The sequence below is a fragment of the Bradyrhizobium oligotrophicum S58 genome (assembly GCF_000344805.1).
GTDB lineage: Bacteria > Pseudomonadota > Alphaproteobacteria > Rhizobiales > Xanthobacteraceae > Bradyrhizobium > Bradyrhizobium oligotrophicum.
On sequence record NC_020453.1, the window covers coordinates 4,553,726 to 4,576,034 of the forward strand.

General features: G+C 65.0%; 9 protein-coding genes. 7 read left to right on the plus strand and 2 right to left on the minus strand.

Features of this window, described 5'->3' with window-relative positions; all coding sequences use genetic code 11:
- The first annotated feature begins 109 nt into the window (after nt 1–109).
- Nucleotides 110–967: a VOC family protein gene (locus S58_RS19535; RefSeq protein ID WP_015667089.1), complete on the plus strand. Its 858-nt coding sequence runs from the start codon at nt 110–112 to the stop codon at nt 965–967.
- A 41-nt stretch (nt 968–1,008) separates the two neighbouring features.
- Here S58_RS19535 and S58_RS19540 read toward each other — a convergent pair whose 3' ends face one another.
- Nucleotides 1,009–2,043 (minus strand): 2Fe-2S iron-sulfur cluster-binding protein, encoded by a 1,035-nt coding sequence (locus S58_RS19540; RefSeq protein ID WP_015667090.1) that lies wholly within the window; start codon nt 2,041–2,043, stop codon nt 1,009–1,011.
- Nucleotides 2,043–3,974 (minus strand): ethylbenzene dehydrogenase-related protein, encoded by a 1,932-nt coding sequence (locus S58_RS19545; RefSeq protein WP_015667091.1) that lies wholly within the window; start codon nt 3,972–3,974, stop codon nt 2,043–2,045. Before S58_RS19545 ends, S58_RS19540 begins: the two co-directional genes overlap by 1 nt.
- 975 nt (nt 3,975–4,949) lie before the next feature.
- Between S58_RS19545 and S58_RS19550 the strand changes: the two genes are divergently transcribed.
- The 6 genes from S58_RS19550 to S58_RS19575 all read left to right on the plus strand — a co-directional run bounded on the left by S58_RS19550 (nt 4,950) and on the right by S58_RS19575 (nt 21,709).
- Nucleotides 4,950–6,785, plus strand: a complete 1,836-nt coding sequence (locus S58_RS19550; protein WP_377812167.1) for a type I secretion system permease/ATPase — start codon at nt 4,950–4,952, stop codon at nt 6,783–6,785.
- Between the two features lie 3 nt (nt 6,786–6,788).
- Nucleotides 6,789–8,738: an HlyD family type I secretion periplasmic adaptor subunit gene (locus S58_RS19555; protein WP_015667093.1), complete on the plus strand. Its 1,950-nt coding sequence runs from the start codon at nt 6,789–6,791 to the stop codon at nt 8,736–8,738.
- A 61-nt stretch (nt 8,739–8,799) separates the two neighbouring features.
- Entirely contained in the window at nt 8,800–10,944 is a 2,145-nt protein-coding gene (locus S58_RS19560) for an autotransporter strand-loop-strand O-heptosyltransferase (protein ID WP_015667094.1), read from the plus strand.
- A gap of 583 nt (nt 10,945–11,527) precedes the next feature.
- Nucleotides 11,528–14,791 carry a beta strand repeat-containing protein gene (locus S58_RS38175; protein WP_015667095.1) on the plus strand — a complete coding sequence of 1,088 codons (3,264 nt, stop codon included), beginning with the start codon at nt 11,528–11,530 and terminating at the stop codon, nt 14,789–14,791.
- Between the two features lie 575 nt (nt 14,792–15,366).
- Entirely contained in the window at nt 15,367–17,208 is a 1,842-nt protein-coding gene (locus S58_RS38795; protein ID WP_015667096.1) for a hypothetical protein, read from the plus strand.
- Between the two features lie 268 nt (nt 17,209–17,476).
- Complete coding sequence (locus S58_RS19575; protein ID WP_015667097.1) at nt 17,477–21,709, plus strand: sulfotransferase; 4,233 nt, start codon at nt 17,477–17,479, stop codon at nt 21,707–21,709.
- Nucleotides 21,710–22,309: the final 600 nt, after the last annotated feature.

Below are 22,309 nucleotides of genomic sequence, written 5' to 3' on the forward strand. Positions count from 1 at the left end.
ATCGATTTTGCCTTGCGCCCGAGGGCCGTCCGCGCCGGTTGCGGCGCATGGGTCGATTGGGCATAGTTCGGCCGCCAATATGCCAAGTTCGCTGCAAGGAGACAAACGCGTGGCCCTCAAGAATGTCATCGGTATCGATCACGCGGTCGTCGTGGTGAAGGATCTCGACGCGGCGGCCGAGACCTGGAAGCGTCTCGGCTTCACGCTGTCGCCGCGCGGCACCCACAGCGCCAAGATGGGGTCGGGCAATTACACCATCATGCTCGATCCGGATTACATCGAGTTGCTCGGTATTCTCGCCGAGACCGACCACAACGTCCCGACGCGCAATTTCCTCGCGCAGCGCGGCGAAGGCATCGAGCGCATCGCCTTCACGGCGATCGATTCCGCGGCCGGCGCCGAGGAAATTCGCAGCCATGGGTTCGAGCCGATCGGGCCGATCGACTTCGAACGTCCGGTGCCGCTGCCCGACGGCACGATCTCGGCCGCAAAATTCCGCGTCTTTCAATGGCCGGTTGCGGAGGCGCCCGGTGGCCTGCGCATCTTTGCCTGCCAGCACAAGACGCGCGAGACCGTGTGGATTCCGGAGCTGATGACCCACGCCAACGCCGCCAAGCAATTGAAGCAGGCGCTGATCGTGACGCCGGACCCGGCCAAGGATGCAGCGCATCTATCGCGCCTGATCGATTGCGAGGGGCGGAGTGAAGCTGACGGCGCCGTAACGGTCGCCTCCGGCGGCGACCGCGCCGATTTCGTGTTCCTCACACGGGACCAGCTCGCGGCGCGCTATCCCGGCGTGTCGCTCGCTGGCCTGCCCGAGCGCGGCGGCGTCGGCCTCGTGCTGGCGTCGCATGACCTGGCCACCACTGAAAAGGCCCTTGGCGCAGCTTCTGTGCGCAGCGGGGCGAGTATCGTCGTGCCGCCAGCGTCAGCCACCGGCACCCTGCTCGCCTTCGTCGCGGGCTGACGATCAGGATAGAGCGGCCGCGCACACCGGCCGCGATGATCTCATTCCGCCGGCTGGAACATGGCCGGACGGCCGCGCTGGCTATCGAGCCAGCCGACGAGCCGATCCATGAGACCGCCACTCGTCTCCGAAGGTTGCGCCGACGAGACGAACGGATCGCAATGGCACTTTGCACCGGCTGCGCGCGACATCTTGGCGATAGCTTCGGTCATTGCCGGCGCACCACAGGTGTAGACGATGTCGTTCGGCGTAAGCTCCGGCATGTGCTCGGTCGGCCGGCCGCTGCGAATCGCCGGCGAGACGTTCTGCGGCTCCGACACGATCGGGATGATCTTCACGTTCGGGAAGCGCGCCAGCCGGCACAGCGCCTGATGCATGTAGAACGACTGCAGCGTGCGCGACACGACGATGAAGACGATCTCGCGCTTCGGGTTCTCGGTGATGGCGGCGACTGCGATCGCCCACATCGGCGCGAAGCCGGTACCGCTCGCGACCAGGATCATACGCCCGCGGTGCTTCTGCCTGAAAAATGCGGTGCCAAGCGGGGCCGTCAGCTTGACGCGGTGGCCGACCTGAATGTCGCGGCCGAGCGCCGACGACACCAGGCCATCCTTCAGGATGCGGATGTGCAGATAAAGCAGATGGCTGTCGGGCGCGCCGACCATCGGATAGGTCGGGCTGTAGCAGCGCGTCGGAAACCCGCGGTACTGAACCTTGGCGTATTGCCCAGGGAAGAAACGCAACGGCTTCGGCATCTCGAGGGTGACACCGACGACGTCGGGCGCGAGCCGCACGAGATCGCCGACCTCGCAATTCATCGTCACGGTGTCCGGCACCGGCTCGGTGATGATCTTCAGATCCGATACGACACGTGCCTGGCACGCATGCGCCATGTCGCCTTCCATGCCGCCGAACAGCTTGCCATCGACGACAGTCACTTTGCAGGATCCGCAGATTCCGCTGCGGCAGTCATGGGGCAGATCCACGCCGCTGTTGATGGCGCCGTCGAGCAGGATATCGCCTACGTTCGCGTAGAACGTTTCCCTGTTGTACTGGATTTTGCAAATCTTACCCATCACTGCACCTCAAGTCGCATCGGCCGGATCTGCCTCGTATGTCGGATCTGGGTGTGGTCGAAAGCCGCGACGCGCATGAAGACACCGTTCTTGATCGGAACGTCGTATTTGCTTTTCGTGTCCAATTTGCGGGCAATTTCGAGCGTCCAGTGGCCCGCGGCCCAGCGGGCCGCACAACGGATGTCGGCGCGGTCGCCGGTGAACTCGCCGCTGATCAAAACCCCGGGCACGACCGTCCCGATCGGCGTTTGCGCGTCGGCTTCGGCGGAATACGGCACCGATTCGGCCTCCGTCATGAACCAGCGCGCACCTTCACTCTCGCCGATGTTCGGATCGAGGTTGATCTCACCCATCGCCGCCGTCATCGCACCAACGTCCTTCGGAAGGCGCTTCGGTCTCACGCCCCGATTTCCCAGCCTGGCAGCCTCCCTGTCGATCACGAAATTGTCCGAATAGTTCGCCGTGCCCGGATCCGGCGCGAATCCTCCTTTGTACGGCGTGAGCCCTTTGACCTGATCCGGCGTCGGCTCGGCCGGAGGGCCGAAATGGTCGTCATCCATCCACCCGGTCGGACCGCCGCTCGTCGCCTTCCACAGCCAGGCGTCGGCATAGAGGTTCGGCGCCGGCGTGTAGTGAATCCCTCGACCCGAGAGTGTCGCCGGCTTGTCCGGCATCGGCTGCGAGCTCATGTGGAAGGTTCGGTCGGCGGCCAGGGTGATCGGCAGCGTCGTGAACAGCATCGAGAACTTGTCCTCGTTGAAGTCGTTCTCGTCGCCCTTGTCGAAGCCGTTCTGCAGCAGATGCCAGCCATCGGCCTTCTTGATCAGCGGCAGCTGCTTCAGCGATCGGGTCGGGTCCTCCCAGATGACGAGGAAGTAGACCCAGGTCCCGTCATGGGCCGCCTTGATCCAGACGCGCGATTCGCCCGTGCCATCGAAATTGTCGCCCTGGTTGGTCGTGACCATATGCGGCTGGATGTTGCGCCAGACGCGATCCGACGAATCGCCATCGAGCGTTGGCGCGTCCGAGGTGGCGATCCGATACACCGTGACGGTGTCCTCGGCGTAGTAGTCGGCGGCAAACATGGCAGAGCCGATGACGATCGCCGCCGCCGTAGCTACGACGAACGGATTGGCCTGAAAGCTCGGATTGCGGCGGCGCGAATTGCCTTTCGACGGGGCCGGCGGCGGACGCATCCGGCCCGGCGGCATGCGCTGCTCGGACCGCCCCCGCATCGGCTCCTCCATGCGCCGCGGCGCCGGCATCGGCTCGCGCGCTGCAGGCCGCGCAGCAGGCGCCGGCTTCTTCGGAGGCGCCTCCGCCTCCTCGAGCTTCTCCGACTGCTCGACTAGCATCGTGAGCAGCTCGACGGGGTCGAGCTTCGGCGGCGGCGGCGGCAGCGGCGCCGGACGGAACACGCGATAGAGCTGCATCTTTCCGCCGATGCTGAAGTGAACCAGGATGTGCATCACCACGAAGGCAGGAATGACCCAGGTCGCGTACCAGTGGATCATCATCGTGACGTAACCGGACGCCACGCCGAAGAACAGCATGCCGCCGGTGACGATCAAGATCGCCATGGCGATGAACAGCACCCAGTGCAGCATCACGCTGATCGAGCCCAGCCGCGCCGGCCGACGGCCGAGCAGGCCCTTGAACCGCATCTTGTCGACGGTGACACGGCGGCCGAGCCCGGACTTCGAGATATAGATCATGTAGGCGACGGCGACGCTTGCAAGCACGACGCCCGCAGGCATGTGCCAGGTCCAGGTGCGATGTCGCGGCAGCAGCCAATCGAGATTGTTGGCGATCCAGGCATGGCCCGGTGCTTCGGTTGCCATGCGAAGCCCCGTCATGAACGCGATCACCGTGGCTCCAACCAGCGTCCAGTGCAGAATGATCGTTCCATAGTCGGTCTTGCGAATCTTCATGCGTGCGCCTCCCGACATGCGCGCACGCAATCGGCGCGGTTCACCGCCGACCCGGCGACCGAATTTCGTCTCAGCGGATCGATCCGATGCAGCACGGCCGAATAGGCACCCCTGCAGGCCGGTTCTCGACCCGAATCTATTTCCGCATCACGCGTCCCGATGGTGATGTAGTCCAACAACTCGTCGTCCCCCGGATACTCTCAGTGAGCAACTCTTTCGTCTGACATCGGCGCAGGCAGCGCCGTCCTCCATGCCGATCGTTGCCCCGCTACGTTTGTGCGCGACCGCTTGGATCGCGCGTGATTGATCAGTCGTTGCGCCCCCGAGCCGGTGACGGGTTACTCGGATCGCGCGCAAACTGACGCGCTTCATCCTCCCCTGCTGCTCTGTCGACCGTCGCCGTCAGACTGATTGCTGGATCCACGGAGGCCTCGTGTTCGATGACAGAACACATCGCTGTCCGTGATGGCCGACCATGTTGATTGCGTTTCTCGGGCTGGTGCGCGGAGCCTCATGTCGGTGTGTTGCCGCTGTCGTCATGGTCGTTCTCCGCACCACCATCGAATACCGCATGATCGAGATGACAACGCATGTGCGTTGCACCGCAGGAAGATTTATTCGTCTTCGTGGCGTCATTCGGCCCGGACCGCGGCCAATGAGTGCAGAAGCAAGGTGATAGACAGACGAATGTATGACGCGCTGTACGCGCAAGGCATCGTCTTCACGCAGCAACTATCGACGAACGCAAATGGATTTCGGACGGCATTGACCGCCACGAACGATGCCGCACTTTACTTGTTGCCGGTCCGGCGCATCACGCCTGTCGGCCGTTTCGTACCTGCGATGCTGCGACAGAAAGGGCCGTATGTCTCATTGTTGCCGGAAATTCGTCGGCATCGACTGTCAATAGCGCTGATTGAAGCACTGTCCTTTGGGAGACGCGCCTGGATGAGTCTGGCTCAAGACCGCCCGCGAATGAAAGCTGCGGCTGCCTTAACTGACCTTATCTCGGGAAGCGACGATCCCGTGACGCGCGGATTGCGCCAGGCTGTCAAACGCATGGCCGGCATCGGCGTGTTCAGCGGCGTCATCAACATCCTGATGCTGTCGGGCTCCGTCTATATGATGCAGGTCAACGACCGCGTCGTTCCGAGCAAGAATCTCGCGACGCTGATCGGTCTGTCGGTCATGATCCTCGCCGTCTATCTCATTCAGGGCTATTTCGACGCGCTGCGCACCCGCATGCTGTGCCGGGTCGCCACCGTGTTCGATGCTAGCCTGCAGGACGCGATTCACCACGCTCTGGCCACCCTGCCCCTGCGCGGCACCAAGCCGATGCTGATGCAGCAGCCGCTGCGCGATCTCGACCAGCTGCGCGCCTTCATGTCGAGCATGGGACCGACCGCGTTCCTGGACATGCCATGGATTCCGATCTTCCTGATCGGCATGTTCCTGTTTCATCCGCTGATCGGCATCACCGCGGTCATCGGCACGGTGGGCATCATCTCGATGACGCTCGTGACCGATCGGCTGTCGCGCCAGGCGAGCAAATCCGCCAGCGACACCAGCGCCGCGCGCCAGGTTCTTGCCGATGCCACCCAGCGCAACGCCGAGGTGATTCGCGCCCTCGGAATGTCCGATCGCTTCGCAGCGCGCTGGAATGCCGTCAACGAGCGTTATCTGAAGGACAATATCCGCGCCAGCGACGTCTACGCCAATCTCGGCGCGGCCGCGAAGGTCCTGCGCTTCATCCTGCAGTCGGGCATGCTCGGCATCGGCGCGGCGCTCGTCGTCTCCGAGCAGGCGTCGGGCGGCGTGATGATGGCGTCGTCGATCCTGATGGGGCGCGCGCTCGCGCCGATCGAGATCGCACTCGGCAGCTGGAAACAGCTGGTCGCCGCGCGTCAGGGCATCGCGCGTCTGCGCGACATCTGCAAGGCGACCGCGAAGCCGGAAGCGCCTCCGGTCGCGTTGCCGCGGCCGTTCCGCGAGCTGACCGTGCAGGAGCTGACGGTCGCAGCGCCGGGCACGGATCGGCCGATCGTTCAAAACGTGTCGTTCTCGATCAAGGCCGGCACCGGTCTCGCCCTGCTCGGCGCGAGCGCCTCCGGCAAGACGTCGCTGTCGAAGGCGCTGGTCGGAATCTGGCCCGCGCTCAATGGCACGGTCCGCCTCGATGGTGCCGCGCTCGACCAGTGGCACAACGAGGATCTCGGACGCCATATCGGCTATCTGCCGCAGGACGTCGCGCTGTTCGACGGCAGCATCGCCGACAACATCTGCCGCTTCGACGAGAATGCGAGCTCGGATGCGATCCTCAAGGCGGCGCAGATCGCAGGCGTGCACGACATCATCCTGCGCCTGCCGGAGGGCTACGCGACGCGAATCGGCCAGGGCGGCATGTCGCTGTCGGCCGGTCAGCGCCAGCGCGTCGGTCTTGCCCGCGCGGTATATGGCGATCCGTTCCTCATCGTGCTCGACGAGCCGAATGCGAATCTGGACACCGACGGCGAGAATGCCCTGAGCCGCGCCATCCAGATCATGCGGCAGCAGAACCAGAGCATTGTGATCGTCATCTCACATCGTCCCAGCGCACTGAATTCGCTCAACATGGCGCTGGTGCTCTACGAGGGGAAGGCGATCGCATTCGGTCCCTGCCAGGAGATCTTTGCCCGCGTCGCCGGCGCCAAGCCCCCTGCTGGACCGGCCGTCACGCACGCCGCCGCTGCCCCAAGGGTTGCTGGTCCCACAGCGCCTCCGAATCCGAACGCCCGAACGCTTCGTCGCGCCGCCCCAGCAGAAAGCGCTTGATCAATGAAACACATCAATGACTTCAGGCCGTTCGATGACGAAGACTATGTGCGACCGAAGACTCGCGCCGTCGGTCCGCAGGGCGATGCCCTGATTCTCGAACTGCAGCGGTTGCAGGGCGCCTTCGACGACGGCTCGGACGAAGACCCGCGGCAGCGCCGCGGCGCGCGCGACGGCGGCAAGAAGCGCCGGCGTCCGCCGCCGTCGCAAGCCCGAGTTAAGCCGCGCAAGAAGAAAGGCAGCACGATGGGACGTGCTCTCGACGTGTCGTTGTCGCTGTTCGGTCTCGGTACCCCAGCGCCCAAGGCGCGCCGCGGCGAAGGCATCCGGGAGATGGACTGGCAACGCCCGGCGCCGATGCGCGGCTACGAGCCGGAGCTGTCGCCGCCACCGCGGAACGTGCCTGCGCGCGTGCCGAGCAACAACGCGGCGCCCCTCCTGGATCTCAGGGATGCGCGACGCGAGGGCGATTTCGGCGGCAACGCGCCCCGCGCGATGGCACAGAACCTCCCTGCCCGCGTGATGCATGCGCCTGTCGTTCCGCAGACCCGGGTCGGCCGCCTGGTCGGCACCGCCGGCACCGCATTGACCACGGGCATGACCTTCATCGCCGCGCAAGGGACCGCGGCAGATCTCGACGACGATTCGGACGAATCGCTCGTTCCGCGCGTCGGCCGCATGTTCGAGAACGAACTGCGCCTGGGCCTGCGCGTCCTGCTCATCGCGGCAGTTTTCGGCGGCGGCTGGCTGACCCTGGTGCCGCTCGCCGGCGCTGTCGTCGTCCCCGGCAATCTGGTCGTGCAATCCAACGTCAAGGCGATCCAGCACCCGACCGGCGGCATCGTCGCGGAAATCAAGGTCGACAATGGCAAGCGCGTGGCCGCCGGCGATCTGCTGGTGCGGCTCGATGGGACACAGAGCCAGGCCCAGCTGCAGGCGATCACCAAGCAGCTGAACGAACAGCGCGCCAAGATCGCGCGGCTTTCAGCGGAGCGCGACGTCCTCGATCAGCCGGACTATCCGACAACACTGACGTCGCGGACCGACGACCCAAACGTGCGCGCGGTCATCGCCTCGGAGAACGCGCTGTTCAAGGCTCGTGCGATCACCCGCAAGAGCCAGAAGGAGCTCCTGCAAGGGCGTATCGTCCAGCTGAACAACGAGATCAGCGGCATGGAATCCCAGCTCGATTCGAAGAACAAGCAGATCGATCTGATCAAGGGTGAGCTGGCGGGCGTTCAGGACCTCTACGACAAGCGCCTCGTTCCGTTGACGCGACTGACGACGCTGCAGCGGGAAGCGGCACGAATCGACGGCGAACGCGGCCAGTTGGTGTCGAGCGTTGCCGAAACCAAGTCCAAGATCAGCGAAGCAGAGTTGCAGACCGTCAAGATCGATCAGGACTTCCGCAGCGAGGTGGTCAAGGATCTCGGCGATGCGCAGGCCAAGGAAGGCGACCTGGTCGAGAAGAGTGTCGCCGCACGCGACCAGCTGGACCGAATCGAGATGCGCGCGCCGAACTCCGGCACCATCCACCAGCTCGCGGTTCACACCATCGGCGGCGTGATCAAGCCAGGCGAAACCATCATGGAGCTCGTTCCCGACTCGGACGAGCTGCAACTGGAAGCGCACGTGCAGCCGAAGGATATCGATCACATCCACACCGGCCAGGACGCGCTGGTCCATTTCAACGCATTCAATCAGCACACCACGCCCAAGGTGAGCGGTCAGGTCTCGTTCGTGTCGCCCGATACCACCAACGATCAGCGCACGGGCTCGACCTTCTACACGGTCAGGGTCACGTTGTCCGACGAGGAGCGGAAGCGGCTCGGCAGCGTCAATTTGATGCCCGGTATGCAGGCCGAGGTGTATGTCCAGACCGGCAGCCGCACGATGCTCAGCTATCTGATGAAGCCCGTCCTCGATCAGTGGCGCCGCGCCTTCGTGGAGTAACAAGACTGACAAGCCGCGGTCTGCGACCTCGCTCGCGGCGGACGCAGACTGCACCCGCCGCATGAACGTTGCAAACCTTCCCCGCGCCTCCGATCCGACGATGGTGCCGACAGTCGCCACACCGCAAGCCGACGCCCAGCCGGACGTTCGGAGCAACGCGCCCGATCGCCCGAACAAGCCGCGGTTGCCGCCGCCATCGACCGTACCGACGCAGGCCGGGCCGCAGGGCCTTCGCTTCGACTTCAACGACGGCTGCCGGGTCATGCTGCCCGACAACGGTCAGGCTTGGCGCGTCCGGTTGAGCGATCTCGAAACTGCCAACGTCCTTTTCGACATCGAGCTGCGCTCAGGACACGTCAACAGCAGCAAGCGCTACTTCGTCCCGTTCAGGCTCGAGGTCTGGTCAGGGCAAGAGCTCCTGGTGCGCCACGACTACAACGCCGGGGAACGCGACGTCCTGATCCAGTTTCCGGTCGGCACCATTGGCGACGCCATCGGCTGGTTGAGCTACGCGGTGAAATTCAAGGAACTGCATCAGTGCCGCCTCACCTGCGCGATCGGGGAGCCGCTCATCCCGCTGTTCCGCGACGCCTATCCGGATGTCACCTTCATCACGCACGAGATGATCCAGGCCGAGCGATATTACGCCACCTACTCGGTCGCCCTGTTCTTCAACGACGACGAGCTGGTCTATCAGCCCTGCGACTTCCGCCAGGTCGGCCTGCACCGCACCGCCGCGCAAATCCTGGGTGTCGATCCCGCGGAACGGCCGCCGCGCGTCATGCTCAGCGAGGACAGCCGTCCGATCGCCGAACCCTATGTCTGCATCGCCGTGCAGGCGACCACGCAATGCAAGCACTGGAACAATCCGGACGGCTGGCAGAACCTCGTCGGCTTTCTCAAGGCGACCGGCTATCGCGTCATCTGCATCGACCAGAAGGCGGAGCGCAGCCACGGAGATTTCCGGACGCAGATTCCCGACGAGGCCGAGGATCAGACCGGCGACCGGCCGCTGCCGGAGCGTGCCCGCTGGCTCAGACACGCCGCGTTCTTCGTCGGTCTTTCCTCCGGCCTGTCATGGCTCGCTTGGGCGGTCGGCATACCCGTCGTGCTGATCAGCGGCTTCACCGATCCGACCAACGAGTTTGCGACGCCCTATCGCATCATCAACCATCATGCCTGCAACAGCTGCTGGAATGACGCGCGTCATCGCTTCGATCATGAGGATGCGCTCTGGTGCCCGCGGTGGAAGGGCACGCCGCGGCAGTTCGAATGCACACGCCTGATCACGGCCGAACAGGTCGAGGGAATGGTACGCAGGATCCCCGGTTTCGGGCAGGGATTGCGTCCGCAACCGCGGATGCCACTTTCGGCTGCTCCGACCACCCGGCAATCGGCGGCGGGTGGTCGCATGCCGGCGGGACATCCGCCGCAGGCCCCTGCTGGCGCTGACGATCCGATTGCGCTTGGTGCACTGCTGGCGCGCCCGCACGGCGACGTTACGCGCGGCGGCCTCGCGGTCGGTGTGACCGTAGCTGCCGGCCGATTGTTGGATCAGGCCGCCGCTCAGATTGCGGAAGGCGACCGGACGGTCACCGCGGGCGATCCGGCCAGCGCCTTGCAGAACTACAAGCAGAGCATCGACATCGTCAGGTACTTGACCCAGGCCGACCCCGGCAATGCCGGCTTCCAGCGCAATCTCTCGGTCGCCTTGAACCGGATCGGGGCGGTGCTGTTCGTTCAGAGAAATCTCGACGGCGCATGCGCCGCCTATTCCGCCAGTCTCGCCATCGTCCGTCGGCTGACGGCGGCCCATCCTACCAATCCCAGCTTCCAGCGCGATCTCGCATGGTGCCACGCTCTGCTCGCGGACGTGCTCGCGGCCCAGGGCCGCCATGCCGAAGCCTTCGAGCAGCGCCGCTCCAATGCGGCGGTCGTCACGCAACTCGCGAATGCCACTCCCAACGATTCGTCGCTGCAGCAATCCCTCGCGATGTCCTACCAGAGCCTGGGCGACGCGTTCGTTCCTCTCGGCAACATCGATGGCGCAGTTGCCGTCTATCGGGTGGGCCTCGGCCTGATCAAGCGTGGGCTGGACGCGAACGGGCAGGATCCGACCTGGAATCAGCTCTACAATTCGCTGTTGCAGAAGATCAGGAGTGCGCTCGTCGCACAGCGCCAGGTCCCGCCACCGCCTGAACAATAGTTCGGCGAGCTCAGCCGACACGCCCACGCACGCCCTCAACTCCGCGCTCGCTGCCCCGAACCGGTGGTCGTTCGCACCAGTCTAGGTGCGATCGCGTTGAAGCGAACGTCGCAGGCCAGAAAATACCGCGCCCGAAGAGCCGCCTTTGGGGCCTGACAGCCCGAGACGAACCCTGCGGCCAATTTCCGGAGACCGTCCACTCACCGGCGAGATGCAGGCAGCATCTTGACGACAACATGCAGTTCGCGTCAGATCGCCGCACCCCGCATTTGGCGCTTGCGACTGAAAATCAATCACTTGGCAGGCGATGGCGACGGATCTGTCACAGATCCGCGATGTCCAAACAACAACATATTTGCGGACTCCCCAACGCCTTTTTTGGCCCGATTGCTCCGAGCATATAGCGAAGGTGCGACAAAGTAGCGCGCGACAGAACATCGCGCGACACAGCAGCGCACCGGCGTGAGGCGCGGTTCGAACGCGCGGCGCGTCCTGCGGCAGGGCCGATGCGGTTCCGCATCGTCTGGCCAGTTTCGGTACGAGGCCCTGCCGGGCGTCGGATGAACTTGGGGAGAGATGATCCATGGCGAATAACACCTTCAACCCGACGGCCCTGGCCAACGGAACGTCGAACCTGCTGGTGCGTGCTTCCGCGCTCAACATGTCGACCGACCTCGTCCAGGCAGGCGTGGTGTTCAACGATGCTGTCCGCGCCTCGCTCGGCCTGTTCTCGCAAGCCGGCAGCGGCAACTCCAACCCGTTCCTCGGAAGCTACACGACCGATCTGCACGCCGTGCAGAACGATATCGCCGCGATGCTCGCCAATGCCGGACAGGTCACCCTCGGCGGCCAGGCCTTCACGCTGAATGCGACCGACACCGCCGTTCTCACCAACGTGCAGGCGCAAATCTCGACCTTGATCACCGCCGCGGGGCAGACCACGAACGCCGCGACGATCACGGCCGCCGACCAGACGCTGCACGCGGTGCAGCAGGAGATCCTGCAGGAGATCAACGGCGACGCGCATCTCTCCGGCGCGCTCAACAAGGTCAACTTCCTCGCCAACACCGGCGGCCAGGATGTCGCCTTCCAGAATACGCCGGCCGGCGCCGACGATGCGGCGACGTTGGCTGCCGCGACGGCAGGCAACACCCTCAAGGACGTCGGCCTCGTCTTCAACAAGGTGGTCGATCTCGCCTCCGGCGGCATCAGCACTGCGAACCTGCAGGAGGTGACGACCGACCTCACCGCGATCTCGCAGGGCCTGACCAACATCCTGAACAACAAGACCCAGCTCGCGCAGATCGAGAATGGCGAAACGGCGAACGCGGCCGCGCTGACCACGATCCATCTGCAGACGGTGCTCGGACAGGTCAACCTCGAGCTCAACCAATATGCCAAGGCGGAAACGACTGGTAATCAAGCTGCCTTGCGCGGCACGGCCGACAATCTGCTCGACAGCATCGACATCATCCAGAACGACGCCAACCTGAACATGGCAGCCGGCGGCAACGGCATGCCCGGCCATGCCGGCGGCTTTGCAGAAGATCCCGGCGGATTGACCGGCACGGTCACCAAGTTCCAGGACAACCAGGCGCAGACCAATTTCTGGGCTGCGTTCCTGGCCGAGGCCAACACCATCAACGCAACGCTGCAGAAGATTTCGACGGGTGGCGCACAAGCCAGCGCGGCGCTGATCACACAGATCCAGAACTACCAGCAGTTCGGCGCCAATTTCGACGCCGCCCAGGGCAACGTCTTCCGCGGCCGCTTCGACAACGAGCTGCTCAGCGGCACGCTGGAAGCCGACTCCGCAGCCGCGGTGAAGGGCTTGCAGGGAATTCTGAATGGCGACACTGGTGCTGCGCTCGCAGCGGACAAAGCAGCGATCAACGCTGCCGGACAGGGCTTCGCCGCTGACGCCATGGACGTCTCCGGCAACAACATCGCGATCGGCGGCGCCACCTATGTCGGCACGGCCACCACGGTCTCGACGGCGACCTCCGTGCACGGCCTTGCGCACGGCACGATCCCGGTCACCGCGACCCCGAACATCGCCAACGGCACCGGCGGCACGGCCGCGACGCCGCCGAGCAGCGGCGGTGGCGCCACGCCGGTCAACTTCAGTCCGACCGCGCTCGCCAACGGCACCTCGAACCTGCTGACCCGTGCCACCGCGATCCAGCATTCGACGGACCTGGTGCAGGCCGGCGTCGTCTTCAACGATGCGGTTCGCGCCTCGCTCGGCCTCTTCAGCCTCGCCAACAGCGGCAACTCACCGGCCTTCCTCACGAGCTACCAGGCCGACATCACGGCGGTGCAGACCGACATTGCGGCGATGCTGGCCAATCCGGGCCAGGTCACGCTCGGCGGACATACGTTCGCGCTGAACGCCACCGACACGGCGGTTCTCACCAATGTCGAGGGCCAATTGGGCACGCTGCTGCAGGCCGCGGGCCAGTTCGCGAACGCCACCACGCAGGCCGCCGCCAGCCAGACCATTCATGCGCTCCAGCAGGAGATCCTTGGAGAGATCCACAACGACGCGCATCTGGCGAACGCGCTGAACAACGTGCCCTTCCTCGCCAACACCGGCGGCCAGGACGTTGCCTTCCAGACCTCCCCGGCTGGTGCTGACGATCCGGCCAGCCTTGCCGCGGCGACCGCTGGCGCTACCCTCAAGGATGTCGGCCTCGTCTTCAACAAGGCGGTCGAGATCGCATCGGGCGGCATCAACACCGGCAACCTCGCCGAGGTCACCGCGGACTTCACCGCCGTGTCACATGGCCTCACGGCGATCCTCAACAACAAGACCCAGCTCGCGCAGATCGAGGCTGGCGAGACCGCCAATGCGGCGGCTCTCACCACGATCCACCTGCAGACCGTGCTTGGGCAGGTCAACCTGCAGCTAACCAAGTATGATCAGGCCTCCACCACCGGCAATCAGGCGGCACTGCGCGGCACGGCTGACAATCTGCTCGACAGCATCGACATCATTCAGAACGACGCTAACCTGAACACGGCGGCCGGCGGCAACGGCGCTGCTGGACATGCGGGCGGCTTCGCGGAGGATCCGGGCGGACTGACCGGCACCGTCACCAAGTTCCAGGACAATCAGGCACAGACCAACTTCTGGGCCGCATTCCTGGCCGAGGCCAACACCATCAACGCCACCCTGCAGAAGATTTCGACCGGCGGTGCGCAGGCGAGTGCGGCCCTGATCACGCAGATCCAGAACTACCAGCAGTTCGGCGCCAATTTCGACGCCGCCCAGGGCGCCGTGTTCCAGGGCCGCTTCGACAACGAGCTGCTCAGTGGCACGCTCGAGGCCGATACGGCCGCGGCGGTGAAGGGCCTGCAGGGCATCCTCAACGGCGACACCGGCGCAGCACTCGCGGCGGACAAGGCGATGATCAATGCCGCCGGCCAGGGCTTTGCGGCGGATGCGATGGACGTCTCTGGCAACAACATCCCCGTCAATGGCGGCACCTATGTCGGGACCGCGACCACGGTCTCGGCGGCAACCTCCATCAAGGGCACCGCGCACGGCACCATTCCTGTCACCGCAACTCCAAACTTGGCCAACGGCACCGGCGGCACTGCTGCGGCGGGGACGACCGCGGCTGGTGGCGCAGGTGCGGCGGCTGGCGGCGCGGGCGGTACGGCGGCCGGAGGCGCGACAGGCGGAGGCGCGACCGGCACGTCTTCGGGGACCACGGCGGCCAACAACGGCGCCGATCACAGCCACCATCACGATCACAGCAGCCACACGTCGAATACGGCACATAGCGCGATGGCCGGGCCGGACATGTCGCATCACCACGCGATGCATCACATGTGGGGATAAAGAGGTACGAGGGCAGCTATTCTGCACCCGACGACATGCGGAAGCGCCAGGGACCAGCATTCGCCTGCTCCCAGGCGCTTCCAAGAAACGGAAAGAAGAGAGGATCACCACGGAAGAGATCGGAGCTGAAGGCGAAGACGACAGCGTTCACGACCAGCCGAGATGCACGATCCATTCCTCGCCGAACGAGTCGGCTCTCCTTGGAACCATTCCAGCGAGAGCACAGGGAACGATCGCAAGATCAGGGCAACTTCTTGTCTGGACCGTGCGCATCGGCTTCCCCCACAATGGATGTTGCATGGATGCCACGACTAAAATCAAAGAGTTAGAATGTTTCCATAAGCGGCCGTGGCCCGGGTGCGACACTGATCGCGTGCCCGCACAACATCATATTTGAGGACTCCACGGCGCTTCTTTTGGCCCCATTAGAGCAAATAATTCCCAAGTGCTCTGAGGCTGCGACATTTCGCCCGCTCCGCGATGGGGTGAGCGAGGTGCTGTAGCCCGATCAACGCCCGCGTGCTGCCGATACGCCAAGCAGCAGACGCCGGGTTGAAACTTGGGGAGATGATCTAATGGCAGCCAATACCTTCAACCCGACGGCGCTGGCGAATGGCACGTCCAACCTGCTCGTGCGCGCCTCGGCGCTCAACCTGTCGACCGACCTCGTGCAGGCCGGCGTCGTCTTCAACGACGCTACGCGTATCACGACCGGTCTGTTCTCGACGCCGCAGAACAGCGGCAACTCCAACCCGTTCCTCACCAGCTACACGACCGACCTGCATGCGGTGCAGAACGACATCGCGGCGATGCTGGCCAATCCCGCGCAGGTGACGCTCGGAGGCAAAGCGTTCACGCTGAACGCGACCGACACGGCGGTGCTGACGCAGGTCCAGGGCGAACTGACAACGCTCATCAACGCGGCGCCCAACACGGCCAATCCGGCGACGCTCGCCGAAGCCGACCAGACGATCCACAACGTGCAGGCGATGATCCTGCAGCAGATCCAGGGTGACGCGCATCTGTCGTCGGCGCTGACCAACTTCACCTTCCTCGCCAACACCGGCGCTCAAGACGTGGCCTTCCAGGCGCTTCCCGCCGGCAACGACAGCACCGCCAACCTCGCGACCGCGACCGGCGGCGACCTCATGGCGATCGGCCAGGTGTTCAACGCCGCAGCCGACCTCGCGCTCGGCGGCATCAGTGCCAACAATCTCGGACAGATCACGGCCGACTTCACAGCCGTGCAGCAGGGCCTGCAGGCGCTGCTCGCCGATCCGGCCAAGCTCGCCGCGCTCGAAGCGGGTCAGACCGCGGTGGCCGCGCAGACGACGACCTTGCACTTGCAGACCATCCTCGGCCAGATCGGACTGCAGTTGAACAAGTACGACGCTGCAGAGGCCAATGCGAGCCCGACCGCCCTGCGCGGCACCGCCGACAACATCCTGGACATGATCGATGTGTTCCAGAATGACGAGGTGCTCAACAAGGCGGCCGGCGGCACCGGCATGCCGGGTCACGGCGGCGGCTTCTCGGAAATGCCGGGCGGCCTGACCGGCACCGTCACCAAGTTCCAGGACAACCAGGTGCAGACCAACTTCTGGGCCTCGTTCCTGGCCGAAGCGAATACGATGGGCGCCAAGCTCGTTGCGGTCGCGAACGGGACCGCGACGGCGACCCAGGATCTCATCACCCAGATCGCCAACTATCAGAACTTCGGTGTGCAGTTCAACAACGCGCAAGGCGCGGTCTTCCAAGGCCGCTTCGACAACGAACTCGCCGCGGGCGCGCTGCAGTCCGACTCGGCCATGGCCACGAAGGCGTTGCAAGGCATCTTGAACGGCGACACCGGTGCCGCGCTTGCCACCGACAACGCCATGCTGCAGGCGGCCGCCGCCAACTTCATCGGCAACGCCGGTGACATCGGTGGCAACAACATGGCCATCGGCGGCGCGAGCTACGTAGGTTCGGCGACCTCCTTCGTGACCGCGACGTCCGTCAATGGCATCGCGATGGGCACGGGTGCACCGGCCGGCGCCAACCCGAACATCGCCAACGGCACCGGCGGCACGCCGGCGAGCACGACCACGCCGGGCGGCGGCATGGCCGGCGGCGGTACGACAGGTGGAGGAACCACGGGCGGAGGCACGACCGGTGGAGGCACCACCGGAGGCGGCACGACGGGCGGCGGCACCACGGGTGGCGGTACGACCGGTGGTGGAACGGCGGGCGGTGGCACGACCGGCGGCAACAATACCGGCAACAACCACACCACCAACACCCATCACTGCGGCGGCCACCACAGCCATCAGAGCAGCCACCACACCGCAGCTGCGGCTGCGGCCGCGACGGCGGCGGCAGCCACGAGTGGCCCGGACATGTCCCACCACCACGCGATGCATCACATGTGGGGCTGACGCCTCCATCACGACGAGCAACACCGGCCGGTGCAGACCCACAAGGGTCTGCGCCGGCCTCATCGCGTTCTGGTCGGACGGGACAACCAAGCTCGCTATCCCCTGAGCCTGCTCCTGACGTGACGGACGCACGCGTCGCGCGACGAGCCGCATGCGCTGACACTCGAACGTTTCTAGACGACCGATTGCGATCGGCCTCGCACAAGCCTCCGTTTCGCTTCAATCCGCCCGGACAACGGCTTCGGTCGAACATCAGCAAGTTGTCATCATGAACGAGCCTGCCTTCGCCTTCCGTCCCCGACTCGTCTCCGCGTCGACCGCTCCCGGCGGGCCGCTTCCGGCCGCGCTCGACGAGCGCGCGCTGCGGATTGCTGAACAGGCCTATCGGAAGGTGCTGGCGCTTCAGCCGGGACATTTCCGCACCCTCTGCAGCCTGGCGATGGTCCGCCTGCAGCTTGGCGACGCGCACGAAGCCCGCACGCTGCTGGACCAGGCCGCAGAACAAGCTGGCGAGGCCGCAGACCTGCATTTGTCGCTCGGCAAGACCTTCGCAGGCCTGGGCGATCTCACCAAGGCAAGCACGCATCTGCAGCGCGCCGTCGCGCTCGACGAGTCCTCGACCGAAGCCCGTCTTCTGCTCGGCAGCGCGCTCACCAGCCTCGGAGATCCGGCCAGCGCGGTGCGGCACTTGGAGCTGGTGCTCGCCGCCCGTCCGGATGATGCCGATGCCCATCAGGCGCTCGGCTTTGCCTTGCAGCGTCTCGCGCAGCATGAGCGCGCGCTCGCGCATCATGAAGCCGCGCTTGCCGCGCGTCCGGAGTTCGCCGCAGCCGCGGCAAGCCTGGGCGACGCCTGCCGTATGCTCGGGCGGCACTCCGAGGCCATCGCCCATTATTATCGCGCGCTCCAGATCCAGCCCAACGCGCCGGTCGTGCTGCTCAACATCGGCGGCTGCCAGCAAGCCAGTGGCCAACTCGACGCCGCCATCCGCACCTATCAGCAGGCCCTTGCCCTGAGCCCTCATCTGGCCGAGGCGCACTACAATCTCGGCAATCTGCATCTGGAGATGAAGAGCTGGCCGGCCGCGATCTTCCACTATGAGCGTGCCATCGCCGAGCGGCCGGATTTCCCGGAGGCCCACAACAATCTCGCCAATGCGCTGCACTCCCGCGGCAGGCACGACGAGGCGCTCGCGCATTACGACGAAGCGGTACGCCGACGCTCCGACTATGCCGCCGCCCACCGCAACCGCGGCGATGCATTGCGCGACATCAAGCGGTTCGAGCAGGCGATCGCGAGCTATCGCGCGGCCCTCGTCCATGATCCGCGCGACTTGACGACGATGAACCATCTCGCCGGCGTGCTGATGATCCTGGGCCGGCTCGACGAGGCCGCGCGCGCCTATGAATCCGCGCTGGCGGTCAATCCGCGTAATGTCGGCGTTCATCTCAACTACGGTGTGGTCAAGCCGTTCTCGGCCGACGATGCGCGCTGGGCGCCGCTTCAGGAGCTTGCCACGAGCTCGGAGACGCTCAGCGAGGATGCGCGCATCGCGCTGCACTTCACCCTCGGTCGCGCCTATGCCGACATCAAGGACGGCGAACGATCCCTGGTGCACCTGAATGCCGGCAATGGGCTCGAACGCCGCCGCATCAATTACGACGAGAACCAGACGTTGCGCCAGATCGAGCGCATTCGCACCGTTTTCTCCAAGGACACGCTGCAGGCGCGCGCCGGTTACGGCGATCCGTCGCAAGCCCCGGTCTTCGTGATCGGAATGCCGCGGTCCGGGACCAGCCTGGTCGAGCAGATCCTGGCCAGTCATCCCGCCATGCATGGTGCCGGCGAGGTCAACTACTTTGCCGCGGCCGCCGCGCTCTTCACCGATCGCGCCCGCGGCGATTTTCCGGAGATGCTCGCCAAGCTCTCCGATGCCGACTTCGCCGTTCTCGCGCGCGCCTACCTCGAACGGTTCACGGACCTTCCGGCGGACGCGAAGCGCATCGTCGACAAGATGCCGTCGAACTTCCTGTTCGCGGGGCTGATCCATCTCGCGCTGCCGAATGCGCGGATCATTCACGTCCGGCGCAATCCGGTCGACACCTGCCTGTCCTGCTACACCCAGCTGTTCGCCGAGCCGCAGCCCTTTGCCTACGACCTCGCCGAGCTCGGCCGCTACTACCGGGCCTATGAGCGGCTGATGAGCCATTGGCGCGCGGTGCTGCCGGACGGCGTCATGCTGGAAGTGGCGTATGAGGACGTGGTGCGCCATTTCGAGCCGAACGCGCGCAAGATCGTCGCGCATTGCGGGCTCGATTGGGACAACGCCTGCCTGGCGTTTCACGAAAACGAGCGCCCGGTGAACACCGCAAGCCTGGTGCAGGTCCGAAAGCCGCTCTTCGCCGGATCGGTCGGCCGCTGGCGCATGTATGGCGACCGGCTGAAGCCGCTGCTCGATGCGCTCGGCACCGAGGCGCTGCGGCCGATGATTGCCGAAGCGGTGGCGGGAGTGACGCAACCCCAGTCCACGAACGTCGCCCCGCCGGTGGTCACGCCCACGACGGACTCGCGCCCGTTCGAGGCCACGCGGCTTGCGTCACTTCAAACGCTGGCGGACGGCGTGGTCGCCGTCGCCAAGAAGCTGCAGAGCCGCGGCGAAATCAGCGATGCCGAGCAGATCTTCCAGCTGATCCTTGCCGGACAGCCGGCCAATTTCGACGCCCTCGTCGGCCTCGGCGTGATCTGTACCACCGCCAACCGGCTCGACGAGGCCAAGGACTATTTCCAGCGCGCGGTGGCGGTGAACGACACATCCGCCGAGGCGCATGGCAGCATTGGCGCGGTCGAGGCCTCCGCCGGGCGCTACGAGGCGGCCGAGCAGCACTACGAGACGGCGCTCTCGCTGGCGCCGAGCCATCCCGGCATCCTCTATGCTTTCGCCATGGTCCGGCAGAACCAGGGGCGGATCGAGGAGTCGATGGCCCTGCTCAGGCGCGCGATCGACAACAGGCCGCAGCACCTCGACGCGCATTTCGCCCTCGGCAACCTGCTCTATGCGGCCGGCAAGGACATCGAGGCGGCGAGGTGCTACCTCAAGGTCCTCGACTTCAGCCCGGAGCATGCCGAGACCCACAACAACATCGCCAACGTTCTGTTGCGCCAGGGCCATCGCGAGCGCGCGATCGAGCACTACAAGCGGGCGATCGCGAGCCGGCCCGACTACGCCGACGCCTATGGCAATCTCGGCAACGCGTTTCTCGAGCTCAACCGCCTGGAAGAATCCATCGAGCAGAACCTGCTCGCCATCAAGATCAAGCCGCATCGCTTCGGCTCGTACAACAATCTCGGCGTTGCCTACCAGGCGCTCGGGCGCTTCGAGGAGGCGACGGCCGCGTTCCAGAAGGCGCTCGAACTGGCTCCCGACGATGCGCCGATTCATCTCAATCTCGCGAACATGTCGAAGTTCAAGCCGGACGACAGCCGGCTGCCGAGCCTGGAGCAGTTGCTCGAACGTGTCGATCAGCTCGATCAGGAGAAGCAGATCGCCGCTCATTTCGCGATGGGCAAGGCGCGGTCCGACCTGAAGGACTACGACGCCGCCTTTTCGCATCTGCAAAAGGCCAACGCGCTCAAGCGCAAGACCTTCGACTACGATTCCGAGCAGCGGCTCGGCATGATGCGGAACGTCGCCGACCGCTTCACGCCCGAATTCTTCCGCAAGGTCGTGGGGCACGGTGACGACTCCTGGGCGCCCATCTTCATCGTCGGAATGCCGCGTTCCGGAACCACGCTGATGGAGCAGGTGCTGGCGAGCCACTCGAAGGTCTTCGGCGCCGGCGAACTGGAGACCTTCAAGGAGCTGGTCGGCGAATGCGCCAACCGGCAGAAGGTGGTTCCGGCCTACCCGGATCTCATCATGATGCTGCCGCCCGAGGAGATGACGAAGCTCGGGCAGGAGTACACCGCCCGCGTCCGGGTGCTGGCGCCGGAAGCCGAGCACATCGTCGACAAGATGCCGCTGAACTTCCTGTTCGTCGGATTGATCCATGCGGCGTTCCCGCGCGCCCGGATCATCAACACGCGCCGCGACCCGCTCGACAATTGCATCTCATGCTATCAGCTGCTGTTCACCGGGTCCCAGCCATTCGCCTACGACCTCACCGAGCTCGGCCACTACTACAGGGGCTATGAGAGCGTGATGGAGCACTGGCACCAGGTGCTGCCGCCCGGCATCCTCATGGACGTTCAGTACGAGGATCTGGTCGATGATCTCGAGGGCGTCTCGCGCCGAGTCCTCGCGCATTGTGGCCTCGACTGGGAGGACGCCTGCCTCGACTTCCATCGCACCGAGCGCATGGTGCGCACCGCGAGCCTGATGCAGGTGCGCGAGCCCATCTATCGCCGTTCGATCGGAAGCTGGCGCCGCTACGAGAAGCATCTCGGTCCGCTCTGCGCGGCGCTCGGCATCGACGACCCGCCGCCGCCGGCCGAAACGAAATGACCGGCCGCAAATAACCGGGTGCTGTTGCCCAGGGATCGGTGACAGGCGCGGCACCCGGCTATCCGGCCGCGCGGCGGTGCGGCTTACATATTGTGCTCTACGGCCTTTAAGAAATTATCTTCATCATATGCAGACCCGTCAGTTTTAGTACGCAGACGACAGCTGATTACACAATCAAAAGTTGCATTGATGAAATGTGAGTTGAACCCGGCCTCGCCTTGTTCGTAGATCGGTCAAATCACTTCGCCGGGGGCCAATGACAACGCTCGCGATCGGACGGCCCGGTCGGGACGACTGATAGTTCGGTCCATTAGTTCGATCGGTATCAGCCAGCCGTCTTGGCCGTCGTGTGCGAGTGCTGCTGCCGGCTGGGCCAGCAGCGGGACGACGAACGCACGACCGCCTCGAGCCGTGCTGCATGAACCGTTTCATGTTGTTGCTGACCGGGAACAAGGCGATGGCGTTGCCGTGGCGTCACGGGCATTCGGGCGCCGAGCCGTGAGGCGTCCTCATCCGGCCGAACGGAGGTCCGAGGCGACATCTGTTCTCTCGGGACCGGAGGATTTGGCAGACGACTTGGCAGGCGACTTGGCCAGCTTC